At 32.1% G+C, this 19,783-nt stretch carries 17 protein-coding genes and 2 pseudogenes; 14 read left to right on the top strand and 5 right to left on the bottom strand.

The window, feature by feature from the left end; translation table 11 throughout:
* Positions 1-208 precede the first annotated feature (208 nt).
* On the top strand, positions 209-730 hold the full coding sequence (locus AOT13_RS12780) for a GNAT family N-acetyltransferase (RefSeq protein ID WP_013876929.1): 522 nt from the start codon (positions 209-211) through the stop codon (positions 728-730).
* Positions 731-896: 166 nt separating this feature from the next.
* On the top strand, positions 897-1,496 hold the full coding sequence (locus AOT13_RS12775) for a GNAT family N-acetyltransferase (protein ID WP_013876930.1): 600 nt from the start codon (positions 897-899) through the stop codon (positions 1,494-1,496).
* Positions 1,497-1,610: 114 nt separating this feature from the next.
* Here the strand turns inward: AOT13_RS12775 and AOT13_RS19625 are convergent, their stop codons facing one another.
* Positions 1,611-1,781 carry a site-specific integrase gene (locus tag AOT13_RS19625; RefSeq protein ID WP_080695360.1) on the bottom strand — a complete coding sequence of 57 codons (171 nt, stop codon included), beginning with the start codon at positions 1,779-1,781 and terminating at the stop codon, positions 1,611-1,613.
* Positions 1,782-2,489: 708 nt separating this feature from the next.
* On the bottom strand, positions 2,490-4,292 hold the full coding sequence (locus tag AOT13_RS12770; protein WP_042385390.1) for a DUF4365 domain-containing protein: 1,803 nt from the start codon (positions 4,290-4,292) through the stop codon (positions 2,490-2,492).
* Between the two features lie 402 nt (positions 4,293-4,694).
* On the opposite strand from AOT13_RS12770, the gene AOT13_RS12765 reads away from it, so the two are divergent.
* From AOT13_RS12765 to AOT13_RS12755, 3 genes and pseudogenes are all read left to right on the top strand, one after another.
* A complete protein-coding gene (locus AOT13_RS12765; protein WP_042385389.1) occupies positions 4,695-6,713 on the top strand; it encodes a DUF262 domain-containing protein in 2,019 nt (672 codons plus the stop codon).
* Between the two features lie 208 nt (positions 6,714-6,921).
* Positions 6,922-7,883, top strand: a pseudogene (locus tag AOT13_RS12760) (IS3 family transposase); the annotation flags it as partial.
* 203 nt (positions 7,884-8,086) lie between these two features.
* Complete coding sequence (locus tag AOT13_RS12755) at positions 8,087-8,335, top strand: hypothetical protein (protein WP_042385386.1); 249 nt, start codon at positions 8,087-8,089, stop codon at positions 8,333-8,335.
* A gap of 451 nt (positions 8,336-8,786) precedes the next feature.
* Here AOT13_RS12755 and AOT13_RS12750 read toward each other — a convergent pair whose 3' ends face one another.
* Positions 8,787-9,377 (bottom strand): hypothetical protein, encoded by a 591-nt coding sequence (locus AOT13_RS12750; protein WP_042385383.1) that lies wholly within the window; start codon positions 9,375-9,377, stop codon positions 8,787-8,789.
* A gap of 530 nt (positions 9,378-9,907) precedes the next feature.
* Here AOT13_RS12750 and AOT13_RS20130 point away from each other — a divergent pair.
* The 6 genes and pseudogenes from AOT13_RS20130 to AOT13_RS12725 form a co-directional block, all read left to right on the top strand.
* A pseudogene (locus tag AOT13_RS20130) lies at positions 9,908-10,120 on the top strand (IS256 family transposase); the annotation flags it as partial.
* Between the two features lie 1,077 nt (positions 10,121-11,197).
* The gene (locus tag AOT13_RS12745) at positions 11,198-11,764 is read left to right on the top strand and encodes a hypothetical protein (protein WP_042385381.1); all 567 of its coding nucleotides are present in this window, start codon (positions 11,198-11,200) and stop codon (positions 11,762-11,764) included.
* A gap of 771 nt (positions 11,765-12,535) precedes the next feature.
* Positions 12,536-12,913, top strand: coding sequence for a competence protein CoiA family protein (locus tag AOT13_RS12740; RefSeq protein WP_042385379.1), 378 nt, complete (start codon positions 12,536-12,538; stop codon positions 12,911-12,913).
* On the top strand, positions 12,894-13,676 hold the full coding sequence (locus AOT13_RS12735) for a hypothetical protein (protein WP_042385377.1): 783 nt from the start codon (positions 12,894-12,896) through the stop codon (positions 13,674-13,676). Before AOT13_RS12740 ends, AOT13_RS12735 begins: the two co-directional genes overlap by 20 nt.
* A gap of 380 nt (positions 13,677-14,056) precedes the next feature.
* Complete coding sequence (locus AOT13_RS12730; protein ID WP_155267351.1) at positions 14,057-16,090, top strand: hypothetical protein; 2,034 nt, start codon at positions 14,057-14,059, stop codon at positions 16,088-16,090.
* Positions 16,090-16,983 carry a hypothetical protein gene (locus AOT13_RS12725; protein WP_042385372.1) on the top strand — a complete coding sequence of 298 codons (894 nt, stop codon included), beginning with the start codon at positions 16,090-16,092 and terminating at the stop codon, positions 16,981-16,983. The genes AOT13_RS12730 and AOT13_RS12725 overlap by 1 nt, the downstream gene beginning before the upstream one ends.
* Positions 16,984-17,408: 425 nt before the next feature.
* Here AOT13_RS12725 and AOT13_RS12720 read toward each other — a convergent pair whose 3' ends face one another.
* Together AOT13_RS12720 and AOT13_RS12715 are read right to left on the bottom strand one after the other, a co-directional pair.
* A complete protein-coding gene (locus AOT13_RS12720; protein ID WP_042385369.1) occupies positions 17,409-17,702 on the bottom strand; it encodes a hypothetical protein in 294 nt (97 codons plus the stop codon).
* A gap of 1 nt (position 17,703) precedes the next feature.
* On the bottom strand, positions 17,704-17,982 hold the full coding sequence (locus AOT13_RS12715; protein WP_042385366.1) for a hypothetical protein: 279 nt from the start codon (positions 17,980-17,982) through the stop codon (positions 17,704-17,706).
* A 132-nt stretch (positions 17,983-18,114) separates the two neighbouring features.
* On the opposite strand from AOT13_RS12715, the gene AOT13_RS12710 reads away from it, so the two are divergent.
* From AOT13_RS12710 to AOT13_RS12700, 3 genes are all read left to right on the top strand, one after another.
* Positions 18,115-18,441: a helix-turn-helix domain-containing protein gene (locus tag AOT13_RS12710; RefSeq protein ID WP_042385365.1), complete on the top strand. Its 327-nt coding sequence runs from the start codon at positions 18,115-18,117 to the stop codon at positions 18,439-18,441.
* 180 nt (positions 18,442-18,621) lie between these two features.
* Positions 18,622-19,215: a DUF1819 family protein gene (locus AOT13_RS12705; RefSeq protein ID WP_042385362.1), complete on the top strand. Its 594-nt coding sequence runs from the start codon at positions 18,622-18,624 to the stop codon at positions 19,213-19,215.
* 9 nt (positions 19,216-19,224) lie between these two features.
* Positions 19,225-19,770: a DUF1788 domain-containing protein gene (locus tag AOT13_RS12700; protein WP_097948919.1), complete on the top strand. Its 546-nt coding sequence runs from the start codon at positions 19,225-19,227 to the stop codon at positions 19,768-19,770.
* Positions 19,771-19,783: the final 13 nt, after the last annotated feature.

Genomic DNA, 19,783 nt, shown 5'->3' with positions numbered 1-19,783 from the left:
CCAGTAGCTTTTTTATTTGATGGTGTCATATAGATTTGGCATGATTGTCTCCCATGGAAGAACGAGTTCCCCTCCGTCATCTGTGCTGAATCCTACTTCATGGTTGGCTAAGGGAGCAGAAAGGTTGAAGGAGCAAGGAATTCATTATCTTAAATCAAATAATATTAGTTAAAACGTGAGATTAAACAAAAGGGAAGGGTATGGGGAAATGGTTGTTCTTGAAACACAAAGGTTGATATTAAGACAGTATAAAGATGAAGATATTACTTCTCTACATTATATTTTTTCTGACCCAGAAACAATGAAGTTTTATCCGGCTCCCTTTAGTTTTGAGCAAACTCAAGACTGGATTAAACGAAATCAAGATAGATATCGGGATGATGGTTATGGATTATGGGCGGTTTGTTTGAAAGAAACGAATGAATTGATCGGTGATTGTGGTCTGGTTAAACAAAAAATAAATGGCAGTATAGAAGTAGAGATTGGATACCACATGAATAAAAAATATTGGTCCAAGGGGTTTGCAACAGAAGCGGCTAAAGCGTGCAAGGAATATGCGTTTTATAAATTGGGTTTAAATAAGCTGATCAGTATTATTGATCCAAGAAATGTTCCATCCATTCGTGTGGCAGAGAAGATTGGTTTCACTAAGGAAAAAGAAGTATTTATTTTCGGTAAGAACCATTATATTTACTCGGGGGTTAAAGAAGGTAACGAAGGGTTATATTGAACGAATGGTGCGATAGTTAAATAAAAAAATATGTACAAAAAAGCTGCCTTATCATCATAAGGTGGCTTTTCATTTGGTCGAAAACCAACCATTAACGATAATAGAGCCTTTTAGAAAAGGAATAATAGCACGGGTTGTTGAATTCTGTAAGATAGGGGGTGGATATATGTTACAAAAGTTGTTGCTGACAGGAAAAAGAATATCTCTGCGGACACCAACGCAGGATGATTTGCCAATTCTATATAACCTGATATATGGTGTGGAGAATCCAGAATGGAAAAAATACGATGCTCCTTATTATCCGCTTGAATTTTGCACCTTTGAAAAGTTTTCTAAGAGAATGGAAGAAAGAATGAATGTTACGGATGTACCAAGTCAAATGATTATAGAATATCAAGGTCAAATTATAGGGATGGTTAGCTATTATTGGGAGGATAAGCGTACACGATGGCTTGAAATTGGGATCGTCATATATTCTCCTGAACATTGGAACGGTGGATTTGGAACGGAAGCATTATCTTTATGGATTGACTATCTCTTTGAAAATCTAACCATCGAGAGAGTAGGGCTTACAACTTGGTCTGGAAATCCACGAATGATCAGATGTGCGGAAAAATTAGGAATGCGATTAGAAGGGAGAATGAGAAAATGCCGCTACTATAATGGCGAATACTATGATTCCATTCGAATGGGTATTCTTCGAGAGGAATGGGATGAGTTTAAAAAGAATAATCCTTTATTCAACTCTCATGGAAGAACAAGTTAACTTCTATCATCTGTGGTGAAGCTCGCTCATGGTTCACTAACGGGCAATATAACGCAATATTAATATTTTTATGTGTGCTAAATTTTGTATATTTGGTATATTTATCTATAGAGCTTAGACATGCGTTTTTGTAATGTCATGAAGTTGTACAGAATAACCATGTTGACTTAAGAAGTTCTCAAAACATCTCAAATCATACGCATAACCATCAGCGGTGTTAAGTGAATAGTTTTTTTCAATTTGCAAATACAAAAGAAATTCATCAATAGCTTGTCGAAACAACATAAAAACACCTCTAGCTGATAATCGGTAAAAAATAATGATAATTCGTTAAAAAAATGATAATTCGTAGACACAAAAAATTATGAGAAACTTAGGTTAACAAGTTCCGGATAATTGATTTTATGGGCACTTGAGGGAAGAAACCCTCAAATTTTGGGGAATTTAGTTAGTTTACATAATATAAAGTGAAACGATAAAAAAATGATAAAACAGTAAGTTAACTTAATAATCGAGGATAAACTTTGATAATTTGTACAAAAAAATGATAATTGTAGACAAAAAATAAATTGAGTTAATTTATAATACATATTAGCACGCGCGTTCTTATTTGTCTAGAAAAAGATAGAAAAATATGTAAGAGAGAAGTAGAATAAAATGTTCTAACTATTCAATTCCTCGATACTATTATTCACGATACACAAAACCTATTGCTTTCTTTGTTTGAATATCCACCAAAATAGTAACAGTCCTAATATACCTTCATTTGTTGTCTTAAAAGAGACGAAATAAACTTCTTTTCCTGTTGGAGTCTGAGCCTTCCGTTACTTCTTCATATACAATCCCTTTACTTACCCCCCCGCATGTAATCCAAACTTATGCCGAAAGTGGAACGGTTTTCGTATTTTTACAAACAAAAGTAAGGTTGTCCCAAAAATGTTTGCTTTTGGGACAGCCCCATTATATAAACTTATTTAATAAAACATGTATTTGCTATTCAATAAGCTTTTTATAAAGATGGTATATTGGAAGACCTTCATAAAATTTTTGTCTGCTTTTTTCAAAACGTTGGAAGATCAGCTTAGCTTCTGTTTTACTTTCTAGTAACACACTTGTACAAAACTGTGCTTCTAGATTATCCTTTGAAAAATTTCTTAAATTTATTAGCTGTTGATACTCCTCATCAGATAAACGTCCTTCTTTCCGCAACTTAATCTGAAGTCTATTAATCGTCACGACAATAAATTCGGAAGTTACGTTTTTCCCCGGTGCATCAACAGGATATTTATTATAAATATGTTCTGCTAGTTCAAGAAGTTTAATATTATTTGAAATGTCATAAGCATTTATACACCGCAAACAGAAATCATTAGTTATGGGAAAAAGTTCACTTACAAAAGGATCAAATTGATTAAATGACTCTTTAATAACTTCAAAGTCAATATTGGCACCATAAGCCAATGCAGATTTATTTAATAATACATATGGGCTATACGGATAACTCTTATCACCAATTACCACCCGAGCATCTTTTTGTAATAAATCTCTAGAAAAAGCATTGATTAACTTAGTTTGGGATTCTGGATTATAAAAAAAGATTAGCTGTATATCACCTATTTGATAGTTGGTAAATTTAGGTATATCAGGTTCTTTAATTTTAAGTTTTCTATAATCATTCTCTAGAATCATGTGAACGAGCGGATTTATTTTATTGACTATTTTGTCAAACTCTCCGTCTTTATCTCCAAATTTAGTCTTCTCATCAACATTCAGTTTTTGAAAAACTTTCTGTAGCTTTAAAAACATTGAATACAGATTTTTTAATTCTTCAAGCAAGTGTTTTTCTTTAATTGTTACTTTTCCGAAGGTGAAGGAAAGGTTTTTAAAATAAATTTCTTTTCCAGATACTAAATCTATTAAAAAAGGAATAATTTTCAGTTGAGTCGCAAGAGAATCAAGCCTACGGATAGTAAAATTCATCTTCGTATCGTTTACGTTATATTTTAATTCAAGCGAATCCTCAATCAAGAATATTTTTTTGGTTGGCTCCTCTGTTATTTTCAAATTAAATTCGTATTCATTGTTATCTGTAACAACTGTTTCCTTTAACTTTGTTGATACGGAATGAATCCGGGCAAGATGTAAAGGAACATTTAGGTTTTCCTTAATACCGTACAGTGTAAAGTCATGCTCAAAAATATTACTTGTTTCCTTTCGTTTCGGATCAAAGGTTAGACTAGTCAACTCAAAAGAAGTAAATTCATCTTCTTTAAAGGGATTATTCTCGATAAGTATAGGTGGTTGTTTTTTCGATTCATGGATAAAGCGTCTACATACAGCATCTAAGGACGTTTCACTGAGTGGTCTAAGCGTTACACTTCTTTGCTTTTGATTTTTTACTTCACCATAGCATTTTATTATTTCCCTAAGTTCTTTTGGAAGCAATTGTTTATAAAAGATTTTTGTTTCACCTGTTTTAAGTATTTCAACGACAAATAGCACTACACCATTACTATTATAATAGTTACGATAATGATCTAATCCTAAAGGGAAGGTCCGTTTCCCCTGAGAAAAGCTATCTACCAAAGTACCTTTTACCTGAACAGGTACTTTCCCAATTAAGGAGTCAACGGACTCTGAGTGATCTTTAAACACTAGTATTTCACCATCAAAAGATATCCCCTTATCTCCTTCAGAAATATTAGCAATTAATAGGGAAGAAGGCTTATTTGCTTCTGCTTTTACTGCTGCTACGGCAATTCTTTCTAATTTTCCATTTGATATATTAGTAGCCACTTTCTGATTTAAACCTCCTTTATAAGGGTTATCTTTTATTTAAATTATAGGGCATTTAGATAAAATTTACCTTAATTTTCTAGACTAACCTGAATTCCGTCACTGATACTTCTGGGAATTTCACGACTTATACCTATGATAAAACAACTGTTCTACTCAACAGAAGGAAGGGGCGTCCAACAAGGTCGATTACGTTTTCGACGCTAATAGCAACCTAACTGAAAAGGAGGGAATTAGCTGCAAGTTATAACTATTTAACCAATCATATACATTTAGTAAAAAATAGAACGGGAGATTGGTTTTATTTACTCATTTTTACCAATCATAAATAGCAAACATATTATGGAATGTTATTGAAAAATGGTACAATAATACCATGAATAATGGAGAAGGAGGATTTAAATGATTGCCCCACAACAAACAGAATCGATAAAGGATTTGGTCGAAAATATACATAAAGAAAATATCTTATTACCAGAATTTCAAAGAGACTTCGTATGGGAACTAAGTAAAACATGCGAGCTTTTTGATTCTTTGGTTAGAGACATTTTTATAGGTTCTATAATATATGGTAAACCTTCTTTTGAAATAACGGTTAGAGAAATAGATACAAGACCTAGAAAGGGAGAAGGTAGTCGAAGAAAACTAGCAACCAAATTTTTTAATAAAGAAGACATTCAACGAATGACCCAAATTAATAACTTTAGGATTATACTCGATGGCCAGCAAAGGGTTACTTCTATTTATAGAGCTCTAACAGGCGTCGACGAAGTATGGTTCATTGCTAAAAATGAAGAGGAACTCGAAACATCCGTTCGTGAAAAAGCATTGAGGGAAAGAACTTTGGAAGAAATGTTATTTGAATTTAGTCTTCAAGAAGATGAAGATCGTCTCTCTATAAAGTTATCTGATGCTTTTTTAATATCAAAAGGCGATATATTAGATGATGACATTAAGGAGAATTATTTCGGGAAATTATCATGCATTGCAGGTATGGATGAAGAAGAATTGAAACTAGCGTTTAGAAAATATCGAATGATATGCGTAAAACTAGGAGAACTCTTCAAAAGTGATAAATTACTTTCATATTATTTGTTAAATATGGATACTGAAAAATTTGCTCTCTTTTTCGAACGAAGCAATAGCAAAGGTATTCAACTTAACTTTATAGATATTTTGGCGGCCAAGTTATACAAAGGATTTAATTTAAGACAAAAAATCGAAGAACTAGAGTCAAGCTTTCCAAATTATTATTTTAATCGAGAGATAATTGTTCGTGCCATTTCCTATATTGTAAGCAATGGCAAAGAAGTTGATCGAAATTATATTTTATCCAATTTAAACTATGAACATTTCAATATGTATTGGGATGAGGTTTGTGACTGTTATAGAAAAGTTCTTGATTTTCTTTTTAAAGAGAGATTCATAATTTCTCAAAAATGGATGCCGTACGAAAACATGTTGATACCTTTAATTATCTTTTTGCGTTCTATCCATAAATCTGATTTTTCTCAGATGAATGAAAACCAATACGAATTTATTAAATACTGGTATTGGTCATCAATCTTTGCTCAACGGTATTCTTCAGGCTCTAATGAAGCTATAATTCAAGACGCATCTATTCTTTCTAATATTGCTCAAAATAAGAAGATAAGTGATAAAGCTTTTTTTAGTCGCCTAAAAATTCAAATCACTTCGCCCGAAGATATTTTGTCTTTCTCTAAAAAAGGAAATGTTATTTATAAAGGAATTTTAAACCTTATAAATTTTGCATCGAAAGGTTTAATAGATTGGAGCAATTCAAGTCAGCTACACTTAAATAGCAAGTTAGAAGATCATCATATCTTCCCTAAAGAATACATAAAAAATAAATTTAAAGATAATGAACAAATATTATCACTAATAGATTGTGTAGCGAACAGGACATTGATTCCCAAAATCACAAACATAAAAATTGGAAAGAAATCTCCATCAAGATATCTTAAAGAGTTGATGAAAATTAATCCAAATATTGTAGAAAGCTTAAAAAATCATTTAATACCTACAGAAATAATAGATGGTGCCTATGATGACTTTTATATTGCATTTTTAGAAAAAAGAGCGGAAGCAATTTTCAAATTAGTTGAGAAATATATTATAGCAAAAGAACAAAAGATAGTAGATCTTTTCTATCAACCACCAAAAACAAAAGGGAATATAAAAATATTTGCTAGTTATTATAACAAAAAAGTGGAAGCTATATTTGATATTGAGACTCAACAGGTACATTACAATGGCGAAGTTTTATCTGTTTCAGCCGCTGCGGATAAAGCAAAATATAATTTAAGCGGTAAGGATAATACTTCTACGAATGGATGGAGATTTTGGAAATATATAAATGAACAAAATCAAGAAAGATATATAGACGATTTTAGAAAATAGAGAAAGAATAACGCAGTATGAAGTTGTGAAGAGTTTATTTCGTGAGGAATTATAAAAATCTATCGAAATGGTACAATAACGAGTAAAAACTGATTGCAAAATCCAAGGCACGTGATCGTCTACGAAGGGGGAGTAAAATCCCCCTTATCTTTATTCTTGTTTTTCAACAAATCTAGCTAAAGAAACTCAACAAAGAATAAACGGAAAGAGTTTTGTTGGTTCAGGCAACATCAAGCCACAAAATCAAGAAATCATCGAATTACGCCGTCGCAATCAAGAGTTGGAGGAGGCGATCCTAAAAAAGGCGTTAGGCATCTTCACCAGAAACCAGAAGTAATTTACGCCTTCATTTTTCAACATCGAAATGAATTTCGTGTGGTGAAGATGTGTCAAGTGCTCGGGGTTTCCAAAAGTGGGTATTACGACTGGCTCAAGCGCGCGAAAAGTAAACAGAAAGAACGAAAAGAACAACTCACTCAACAGATTCGAAATGAGTATCTAAAGTCCCGTAAGATTTACGGAAGCCCAAAAATTACGCAAGAACTACGCAAACAAGGGATTCGTGTGTCTCAAAAGACGGTCGCTCGCATCATGAGCGAAGAAGGCTTGAGATCCATTACCGTCCGTAAATTCAAAGCCACTACGAACAGTAACCATTCTTACAACGTATATGACAATCTATTGAAACAAAACTTCCAAGCAACGGCTCAGAATGAAGTATGGATGGCGGATATTACGTACATTCCTACCGATGAAGGCTGGTTGTATTTAGCGAGTATCATGGATTTATATACTCGTAAGATTGTAGGATGGTATATCGATACACGAATGACGAAAGAGTTAGTCATCAAAGCGTTACAACGGGCTCTAAACAGCGAAAAACCAACGGAACGAGTGATTCATCATTCGGATCGTGGAAGTCAATATGCTTCGAATGACTATCAGCAACTCTTACAGGAACATCATTTTCAAGTGAGCATGTCGAGACGTGGAAACTGTTACGACAACGCTTGTATAGAGTCATTTCATAGCCTCATCAAGAAAGAGTGCATTTATCTGAATCGATTCCGCACGCGAAAAGAAGCGAAACAAGCCATTTTTGAGTACATCGAATGCTTCTACAACCGCAAAAGAAGTCATTCCGCCCTTGGCTATGTATCGCCATGTTAATTTGAGGCTTCATACTACGCTAACCAGAGAAAAGTAGCTGCCTAAATTCAGCTATTTCTCTCTGTTTAACGTGTCCGTTTTCTTGACATAACACCATTGGTTACCTTTGAATAAAATTCTAAAAAGAGATAAAATTGAAATATACAGTAAAGGGAAGAAATGGTTAATAATAATTTAAACCAAATTCATAGGGGGATTTTTAATTGAGAAAACATTTAGGGAAAGTATCTATTGCTTTACTAATCTTGACTCATATTGTATTAGCCTTCGGATATGGTAAAATTAGAGGAGGTATTGGTACTGGCATTTTAATAATCGGTGTAGGACTTTCGTTAATAACAGCCTTAATAAGTGAAAAAGGACGATGGAAGACAATTTCAATAAGTATTGTAAGTATAGTAATAGGGGTATACGCATTTCTGATTATTGTTTCAATCTTCATTTTCTTTTGATGTAACAATATAACTTAACAAAGCCTTTTAACGAAGCCAAATACGGGAAATGTTGTAGTAGTAAATGAGGTCATTTGTAGTAAAAAAAGGATAGAACAAGCAAAAATTATTCTGCCTGTATCTATCCTCTTTTTTTTCTATATCATGTGTAACATTATATAAAACATTCTTATATGAACTTATAAAAAGATTTGGAGTGCTGAAAAAATCTTGCGTTTCGCTTAACTTTTTAGTTGCAGAAAACACATAAGTGGCTACCTTTTCTTTAACTAATGTTATTGAACGAAAGCTATGCAGGATATTATCTTTCTATTCAACTCTCATAGAAGAATAAAATTTATTTCGTCATCTGTGGTGAAGCTTGCTTCATGATTGGTTAACGGGAGTTTAGTTAAATAACCAAAAAGCAAAAGGAAAAGCGGCAATGGCTTTACCCTGAAATGGACGATATTTAGTCATCTGAGACTTTAATCAAAACTTTTTCTCTTTTCCGTTTTATTTCGTTTCCAAAAATACGGACTAATGAATAGTAAGCACTTTTAGCCTGTTCATTTTTAACCGTTCTTTCTAAGTATTTCATCATCTTTTCGACGCTATCTTCGTTTTCTTGTGGGGATAATAGATCCATCTCCTTTTGATATCGAAGCAGGACGCGATGGATGAACTTGATCCTTTCTCTTTCTTTTTCTGCATCGATTAATTCATATATATCCTTTGATTGACGAATATCCTCCAGCAGTCTCTCAAATTCTCTCGATTCCTCATCGTTTAAATAGGTGTACGGTAGTTGGTAGTGTTTATTTTCAGAGACGATGCGATCAAATTCTTCTGATGAAATATTCGTTATATCTAGAATTTCATCTCGGCTTAGACCGTGTTCGATTAATTTTCTAACGGTTGCTGCTAAAGATATCGTGTGTTCTTCTTTTTCTTTTATTAACTGATTTAATTGTGCTATTAAATGCTCTTGTTTTTTTATAAGGTTATTGAAGTCTTCGATGCATTGCTTGGTTTGAGTATCAATTCTTAGTAAAACATCCATTTGAATACACCTCTAATACTTATTTTTTAATGCTGCCGGATCAATTGGTTGATTCGTGATAAGATTTACGATAACAATTTAGATTAATACTAGTAACATACATGGTTTTAAAAAGAAACTGTCGGTTCAGAAACCGCTCAATGACTTCTATTTGGCTCTATTGCCATCTCTCCCTTCTTGTAAATTGAAGTGTTTGATTTGCTTATATATGTTTTTTGACTCATCTATAATTATTTAATCATCCCATCCGGCAAATTGATAGTAGTGATCATCGACCAAAGTGAAACATTAACTCTAATTACATTCTTAACTATTTTCATTTTGCTCTCATTTTTTATTTCATTTTTGGGATTGGTGCCTGCATCACTGTTCGAATCCAAGTAAAAGCGTAAATAATTGGATTAGATACACGCTTTAACTAAGTGAAAAATATTTGTAGCTACACTTGTAGTGAAAGTATTCTAAACAGAATATTGCTGCGGCAACAAAAAAGCAGTTGTGACGATGCTAACGATCTTGATTTTTCCTAATTGATTGACACGACCAATGCCATCGAACGAACGATCAAGGAGATTCGGAAACGTCTCAAGCTCATAAACAGCTTGAGTAGCTTAGAAGCCGCTGAAAAAGTCGTATATTTGGCGATACAGGACTTTAATGAGAAATAGGCAGGGCGAAAGTTACGTGGATTTGCTGAAGCTCATGAAGCTCTCCAGCGAATGCTTGAAGAATATTATAATTAACCAAATGATGTAAAACGATGAGATAAGAGGATTCTCCCTTTCTACACATGGGACTGGATATTCAGTCCCATGTGTGAGGGAAACCAGTACCCCTCTATTCCAAATCTATTTCAGAGATACCCTATCTATCTTACATTACACAAAGTTCTTGACGGTACCATTTATGGCGAGGTATGTTAAGTATTTTCTTGACTTTAGTAGTTAAGTGTAGCCCTTTTTTGTTTTTGTTAATGTATTTGATAGCGAAAAGTATGCAGAAACGGCAGTTTATACTTGCGGAACAATAATCGTAATTCTGCTTTCAATTTTGATTTCACAAATATATTATCTGATAGATTTGGTAAAAAGGAACTGTAGTTTACCTTTTTTCACTAACGGTGGCGATGCTTAGATAAGGCGTCGTTTCTATCTTAATTTCCTTGACTGGGCTTTCAGAAAAAATAATCGTAAAATCTTAAAATGTTTTCATGCTGTGGCTATAATGTCTTACAAAAGTGAGTACCCCATGTATTCCAGATCCTTTATATTTTTACAGAAATCAGGTCTTGATTACAAACCATTTTACGAATATTTTCCGCCCGGCGGTACGTGATTAGTGCTAGATAATACTGTTTAAAACAACTTAATTAAATACAAGCGACTCAAAAAAATTAATTTTTTTACTCAAAGGTATTCGAATATGAGAAAACTGCCGGTAACATATTTAAGACTTAAACCAAACATTTAACAAGAAAGGAGAAAGTGCAATGAAATAAGCGAAGACAAAAAAAGATTATTTTAACTACTAAATAGGTAGCAGAAATTCTGCGAGTATCCAAAACGTTTGTCTATCAATTGATGAATTACCCTTATTTTCCACTTATTCAAGACATGAGTGGAGTTAAACGAATGCTAAGAGATTGCTTTTTCGAGTAACTTAGCTAGTTAATCAATGAGGACAAGTTGAAATAATCACTACAAACAATATTGTGTTTAAATCAAATAGCGTTTGGTTCGACTGATAATCACAACGTGTTTAACAATTAGATAAACATCAAGTAAGCAATAAGGTTTCATAAAGAGAGGGGTAAAGATAAGATGCAAAGTACATCGAAATTGAATAAAGCTGATTACGAAAAGTTGTACCAATACGTACTAGAAGTTAACGATGAATATATTGAAGGAGCATTTTATGTCGAGACTGTCGATGAATTAAAAGATAAAGCTTATGAATATGTGATGAATAAGGTTTATGGTATAACACCATCTTTAAGAGAATATCTGTTGTCTGAGATTGATGACTTAATAGAAGAAGGGTATAGTCATGAAGAAGCAATTCAACATGTAAAAGAAAATTTTATTGACGATTTACGGTGGCAAGGGGAAGGGATGTACCACTTTTGGGGATTCGGGTTTATTGAAGAAGTCACGATTGCTAATACAGTTGAAATTTTTGAAGCAGAAACGGAAGGGTTTGACTATCAGGTTTTTCTTGGAAATAGCCAAGCTATTGAAAAAATGAAGAAAAGACTGTTTGGGTACGATGAAGACAAAGAAGAATATATATATTTGATTTTTTACGTTAACCATGGTCGACCATGTGATCCTCTCGAATATATCACAAATATTCGAAGCGAGAATATGAGGTCTTTGAAGAATATGTAGAAATAGCGGACTTATATGGCGGTGTAGACACCGATAGTAACGGTAATGTAGTAAATCATGTTTGTATAGAAGCTCGTGAAATAAATGATATAAATCTATTATTAAAGGTTCATCAAGGTAATTGGAGACATTGGTACTACTAAATGTATTGACCATCCAATTGTGTATGGTGACAATTATATTGAATGTTTAATGATTCTTAGTGTCAGTATAACTCATGAGAATTATTTGAAATGAAAAAAGTTAACGTATTTAAATTCACAATGATAAGGTTATTGAAAAACAGCTGATCGTTAAGATCAGCTGTTTTTTCATTATCTGATATTCATCTATATTATTTATATTTTAACTCTTTTAAATTTTTATTTAATTAATTTGTCTCAATAATACACAATTTACCCACTTATATTCTGTCCATAAGAGCGTGGTAGATACCACCGCTGAAAGGTTGCCTTTATTCCTACAACAAACCAACTACCACGCAATTTTATATTGGGAAAAGGCGTGCGTTCACAAAAATTTGTAACTATCGACAAAAGTGGCTTATTAACTTTTGTAGGAATATGGTAATATAAGGATATATATGGAAAAATCAATGCATGGGATGTGGGGGGGACTTCACTGTGTTTATGGTAATTAATGAAAAGACTGATAAGCATAGAAGGAGAGTTTCATTACATTTTTATGACCAGCGTCCAAATTCGAATTCATCAAGAGAACAATTAATCAATCTAAAATATTAATATTCCTACATTTTTGGGAGAGATTAGCATGGAAGTGAAATTAGAGTTTGCTAAAACAGCTAATGGAGAGTTAGTCCATATTAGTGAACGATTAGAAAGGAAAGATATTTACAGATGTCCGTTTTGTAATGAACCTGTAACTTTTAAAAAAGGAAACCACAGGGCTCACCATTTTAGTCATAAACCGAATAGCCAATGTTCAGTTAGTGAAGAAACATTGCTTCATTTTCATGCTAAACACTATATAAAGAAGGAATTATATATTGATTTACTTTTTCCAGTTGATAAGCTGATTAAACTCACTCCTTTATTAAAAGGTTTAGGTTTAAAACAAATTCCGATTCCTCTAGCTTATTGTAGGGTACTACGATGTCTACGGTGTCTCAGTGGAAAAAACGTTAAATAAATATGTAATAGATGTTTTGTTTGAAGGAGACGATAATTATTTAGTTATAGAAATTTGTGTGACACATCGTATGGAAGAAGAAAAAAGAAGTTATCTAATCAATCATAATATCCCTTTTATTGAGGTATTACCCTCTAAAAATAATAATGGATACTCTTATACAGTTTGTGACTTATATTTGCCGGGCTTTCTTGAACAATACGAGGAGGACGCAGTTGAAAGGCAAATACAGACTACATACGAATATTTTCGAGAAGAACTTTTACGAATGGCTAGAAAGGAAATACTGAATAAAAATCAACTTGAGTTGTATCAGCAAGAAGTCTTGGATCAAGTTTCCGAAAAAATTGATTGTATAAATCTACGAGATCATATTGATAGTGTACTGTATAAAAAAATGCACAGCATACCCGTAATAGCATATAATGCAAATCCTATACGATTCGAAGAGTTTTCAAACGCTCGATATATAAATAGCAAAACGATAAAAATTAATAATGGACGTTATTTTCTAAATCGAGAACAGAATATTCTGTATAACTTACTTCAAACATTTCAAAAAGAGGGGATTAAAATCCATGCGATTGTTTGTGAAGATGAATTTCATAAACATCCTTATGTGGGCGGCTTTAATTTTTTAATACCTTCTTCCCGTATAATCGGTGAACAGATAAAAGAGATACTAAAAAAACTAGTTCTAGAAGCACGAATTGATAGGGAATATATAGTAGAACATCATAAAAATTCTGGGTATCCATTTTAATTACTAATCATGAAAATAGGCAGGCTGCTAAATACAGACTATTTCAATTCCATAAAACCGTTAGAATACCATTCGAGTCAAATTGAATATAGCCATTACTACAAAAAGAGGTGAATGTATGTATCTGGCGAAGTTAAAGCTTTGGAAAGTTTAGAAAAAATGGTATCTTAAATCTCAAGAAATCCTGATTTAGGAATGTGCAGTAACTAATATCGCATCCTACCACTTTTAAAACTCCTTTTATATCCCTTCAATTTTAGCCTTAAATTTTTATGTCCTGTCTTGACTGCAGTAATGGAAATCGCAATAAGCGAAACATATGATATTATATTTCTTAGTATACTTCATTGTTTTTTGAAATTAATGCTAAGAGTAAGAGGGTGAGAAAAGTGTATAAGAGAATAGAGCGGTTTCAAACAAAGGCTTTCTCTTTTAATGAAGAAATAGAACAAATTTTTGATTATTATTTACAATTGTTTTTGAAGGAGTTTGAATACACTTTATTTAAAACTTACATGCAAGAAATATGTATGCCAGATATAGAAGTACAGCTAAATAAATACTACATAGCTAATCATCTTAATGATAAATTAAACTTAATACCCAATAGTCTTACTGTCTCACAAGTGATGGAAATATTAGATAGTATTATTACATATAAACTAGAAGAATGTTTGACAATAAAAGTTCCTTTTGAAAAGCTTACCAATTCAAATACGAAAAAAAAAGCAAGAGAATTAACCATCAAATTCAGTGAATATGTCACCTCTAAAAATAGTGATGATATTAACCTGAAAAATTATATTCATGACCTAGATTTAGAGTTTTCCAACAATATTTCAAAAGGTATAGATAAGGATAACCCGTATTTTAAACGACCTGAATATTTCTTGCTTTATCGAATCCGAAATAATATTTGTAAAAGAATTAATCAACGACAGTATTCTATTAAACACATCGATAATTACCGCAAACAGCTAAATAGTAAATTTATTAATTTGCTATATGAGACAATTATCGAGGACCAATTAGTCAAGCTTGACCTTAGTTATAAAAAAGAAATATTTCGCTGTATTTTAGAGGAATTAGAAAATGATTATTTAATGCATTTTCGATTAGGTAGAACTGTAGAAGAAGGAAATAGTATACAAATAGAATTAAAAAATTTACTACTAGAAAATAATATAACTAAAAAGATTGAACATGCTATGCTAAATAAATTTATATTAACCATTGAGCATTACGAAATCGAAAAAATTGCAAATTTGATCAGAGAACTAGATGAAGTTTTTAAAGATTATACAAAAGAAATTACAGCGAGATTTGGAGAAGATAAGGTAAACTCAAGATTGCCATGGGACAAAGAGAAAATAAGAATGCTTTTTTTAGGTGTAATCTTTGCTAAAAATAGTCCTAATATTAACCAATTAATAGCCACAGCATATGAAAAAATAAGTATTGAAAAAAAACAAAAATTGATTGAAGATCTCAAAAATAATTTTCTCACGGATGTTAATTATACTGTAGCAGTAAACATTAATGACTTAGCAGTTAAAAATGAATATTTTGACGTTCGCCTCGGTGATATTGAATTCATCTCGAATGAGTTGTTTACAGGATGGCAATATGAAAAATATCCAAAGGATACAATAAGAAGAACATTATTAGACAGTAATAGTAGAGATAACAGTGCTTGGGTGTTAGTTCATAATATAGAATGTGCATTCGGAGATACAGAAAAAGCTGTTTCAATTGCAAAAGAGAAAGTTTTAGACTTATTAAATATACTATACTATTTTATCTCAAAGGAACAGGAAGTTAATTATAAGTTAAACCATTTCTTTATTGTACATAATGAGAAAAGCGGAAATTTAACTTGGCATAATGAAAGAGTACCATGGAATGAACCCAAAATAATTGATGATTTAGACACTGGTCTTATTGAATTTTTAAATAAAAATCTTGCAAAGTTATCCAAGTGGAATTTAGATATGGCCTTCAAAAAATTTATAGAATTTTGTAAAACTGAGAGTTTAACAAGGAAGGTGCAATTAGAAAAAGAAATTATCAAACAGTTATTTGGATCAGAGCAAAGTATAGAATATTTAGCTGCTTGCAGCGCTATTATAATTGCAGGTTCGAACTATAAAAAATCGGATGTAAACTACAGAGAAATGAGACTTTGGCTATATGAAGATTTCAAAGAATTATTATTAATAGCTGATGATACCAATTATCTTGCTTTAAAAGAAAGAATCTATGAAAGGTTTAAAGTATTTGTAAAAAATATAATTTCTACAATACTTTTTAATATGGCAACTTTAGAGAATCATGAAAAATACACAGTAGAAGATATTTTGAAGTGGATCCTTTTCATTAACAAGGACTCTGATTCAGTTTGGGGTGATCAGTAGTGAAAACAATGAACATAGAAAACTTACCCCGACTTAATAGCATTTTAGAAAACTTCAATGGTGAAACTTGTTATATCTATGATACTAATCGTAAGTTACTATCAGAAGGAACTTTGACAAAAGGTAATGCAAAGAGTTTTAGTGATATCATGAATAATTCAATTAATTTTCAAGTAACCGAACAAGATTCTATAAAAGTATCAGTAAAAAATTTAGTATATCCCCTAAATTCAAATCAATACATTGTTACATCCACAATTGAACAAGAAGGTCATTTTTATTTATTAGAAATAAATTGTTACTGGGAGAGCTATGGAACTTTAGTTGCAAAAAATATTGAGGTAGAGCATTGCTCATTTTCAGAAATCAGTAAACAAGAATACGATACTATAAAAAAACGTACAGTTTACAATTTTGATTGGTCAAATATAATTATTCAACCGGGGGGAGGAAAAACTAAAGCAGACGCATTTGAAGATTTATGCATTGAAATGATTTCCAAATGGCAGGTTTTAAACTTAGATAGAATAGGAAAGGGAGTTGATAGGGGGAGAGATGGAACTTTTATAGTTAATATGGACTCTTGGATTCCTATTGTTAATAAACCAACAAAATGGGTTTTGCAGTGTAAATATTCAGAAAGTTATGCGAAACTAGAAATAGATGAAATATATTCTGAAATGGTAAAAGTACTAATGCATGAGCCTGATTATTATTTATTAATGACTAATAGAAAAATAACTAGTGACTTCTTAGATTGGTTCAATAGTAAAACAATTAGTGATAGTCCCTATTTTATCCCCTATAAAAAAATATTGATTCAGAGGGAACAACTAGAATCCGAACTTTCTAAACCAGAATTTCTTGAAATTCGGATGAAATATTTCAAGTAAAGTCTTTACTATTGTTGCAAATTAAAAAGAATTTTCCTACCGTAATATAATAGTTTCAGTTGGAACTATAATAATTTCATCGTTACATACAATCATACAATGTAGAATATATAAAAATTTTAGAGAAAAGAAAAAACTACATCTCTTTATTAAAGTTTCTTAAGTATTTTAGATATGTGTAGAGTGTGAAAATGCACATTATATCACTTCTCATCTGTTAAAATAATTCAATTAATCGTTAAAGAAGGAAAGTCCCTACACCACAGAGAAAATAAAATTAATAATTAACGAGATTAGATACCAAAAAAGCAGGCTTCCCCAGAGGATAGCCTGCTAATAAATTTTCTAACTACGATATTTTCTTCTGTTTTTCGAAGTTTAGATACAGGTCTTGGACGATGTAACCGCATCATTCTCACAAAAAATTAATCAATTCGAAAGCGATCTGTATTTACTTTCGAATATATTTCTTGTGCTTTTCGCTCTCCTTCTTTTTTGAGCTTTTCAAAATTTATAACATCGTATTCGTTGCATTCAAATCGTTCGGAAAATTGTAAATAAATATCTTTAACAATGTAACCGCGCGCCTGCAATAAAGCAATTATTTCATTGTACAGCTCTGAATCAAATTGCTCGTATTCTTCATCTTTCTTCGAACCGTCAACAACAGTATAAACATTAACACCTAGGCGCCCATGACATTTCACTTTCGTGTTCATGTTAATCCGTTACCCCCAACCGCCGCTTCGCTTCTGTGGTACTTAGCAAAAAAGAAATCGTGTCTTCTAAAGCTTGTTTGTAAGCTAGTAGAATTAGTGAATCAATTAAACAAAAGATTGTTCTTTGCAAATCATCAAAATCCTTCTCATTGATTTGAAGTTTTTTGAAACTGCGATCAAGCTCTTTGTAGAGAGTTTGGAGCTCAATGTTTTCATCGTTTAGCATAATTTGCTCGACACGGTTGTAAACAAATTCATTAAATGCTTGCTCAAAGTCCATATTACCTATCTCCTTGTTAACAAAATTGAATATTTTTTATTCATTTTTATAATAATACAAAATAGATTGATTGTAAAATGAGAAAACGATAAACTAAATACGAACTAATAAGTAAAAGTCGGGGATGTAGTGATGGATATAAACAAAAAAGTAGGAGAACGCATTAGGGAAGTTCGAAAAAAATATAATTTATCAATGATGCAATTAGCGGATGAGTTGGGAATTTCACAGCCGCGACTCTCGAGAATCGAAAATGGAGATCAGGAAATTCCTATTAGCTTAATCCAACAATTCTGTGAAAGGTTTGATATTCCGCTAAGCAGCTTTTTTAGGTCGTTAGAAAAGGATGAGAAAGCGGGAGATAGTCTTATAAACGAACAATTAGAACAAGTTTTAGCTTCACTAAATGATGAACAAAAGAAAGCGCTGTATGTGTTTATCACTTCTTTTCAAAAATAAATATTTCTATACTATAAATTCCCCCAATTAGCGGGGATTTTTATTTTTACATACAATATTTTTTCCTTTTTATGTAATCGTGTTATTGCTATAATTAATTTGGATAATCAAAAGTCAACTTCGATTATTTACAAATGTTTCATTAGTTTTTTAAATGTGATTAGGAGTGAGTAGCACTTAATGTTGAATTACTCTGCTGGATTTACGAGTGAAGGATGGTTTCAAAATGAGATGTTTATTGTCCTTCAGATGAAGCTAGCCGGTTTAACTCGTAAAGAAATCATTGAAAAGATTATTGAAAATAATTTATTTCAAATGCGCAGTGAGGCTGGTATTAGAAAAAGATTTCAAATGGTTTATCGACGTTCGGAAGCCTTTGATACGTCTTTAGCGAAGTACTATGTAGAAGGGAATCGATTAGATCAAAAAGCTCTTCTATTATATAGCTATCTAAAAACCTACCGCTTTCCGTATGATTTTTTCATGGAAGTTATCGTCTATAATTACCAAAAAAATAAACCAATTATTCAAACTGTAGAAATCGATTATTTTATGGAACGAAAAGAAAGCGAATCCGAAAAAGTAGCAAACTGGAGACCTGAAACAAAAAAGCGCTTACGTAGCTCTATTATTATGTTTTTCCGCGAGGGAGGGCTACTACGGGAAATGGAACAAGATACATATGAGATCACACCTTTACATATGAGTACCGCTTTGAAAGAATATGCCAAACAACACGATAAATTGCTATCACTTTTAAGTAATTTAAAGTAGGTGAAATTCGTGAGTCAAACATACGAACGGTTGAGGGAAATGGAAAAGCGAATCAATGAAGAAGGTTTTACGGCTCCGAAAGGAATCGGAAGTGAAATTCCTCATTATGTTTTTGACTATCCAGCGGAAGACGAGTTGCAAGTACGTGCATATATTCAACGTTTACTGCAACAAACTTCCTTAAATATTGTGGAGATTAATTTATTTCGTTTTTTATTAAGTTTATTCGAAGATGAATTAGATGAGTTAATTGAAATTAGCGAAGAAGGTGGCTATGAAGAATTAGTAAAGACATTTCAAACTATCCTTGAAGATCAAAACTATATTGTTAAAGCATTTATAGAACAGGCTGGAGATGCAGAATTGATTTTTATCACAGGAGTAGGCAATGCATTTCCATTTCTCCGCTCTAGTCAGTTGTTGATAAAGTTATCAGACAACGCTTTTCGCAAACCTATTGTCTTATTTTATCCGGGCTATTTCACCGGCATTGAACTAAGATTATTTGGCATTTTACGAAACGAAGATCGATATCAACTATCGCGAATATCATAAAGAGGGGAAGAAA

Origin of the sequence: Parageobacillus thermoglucosidasius, from assembly GCF_001295365.1 — a bacterium.
Lineage (GTDB): Bacteria > Bacillota > Bacilli > Bacillales > Anoxybacillaceae > Parageobacillus > Parageobacillus thermoglucosidasius.
The sequence above is the reverse complement of the archived record's forward strand: the minus strand, read 5'-3'. Positions and strand labels throughout refer to the sequence as shown.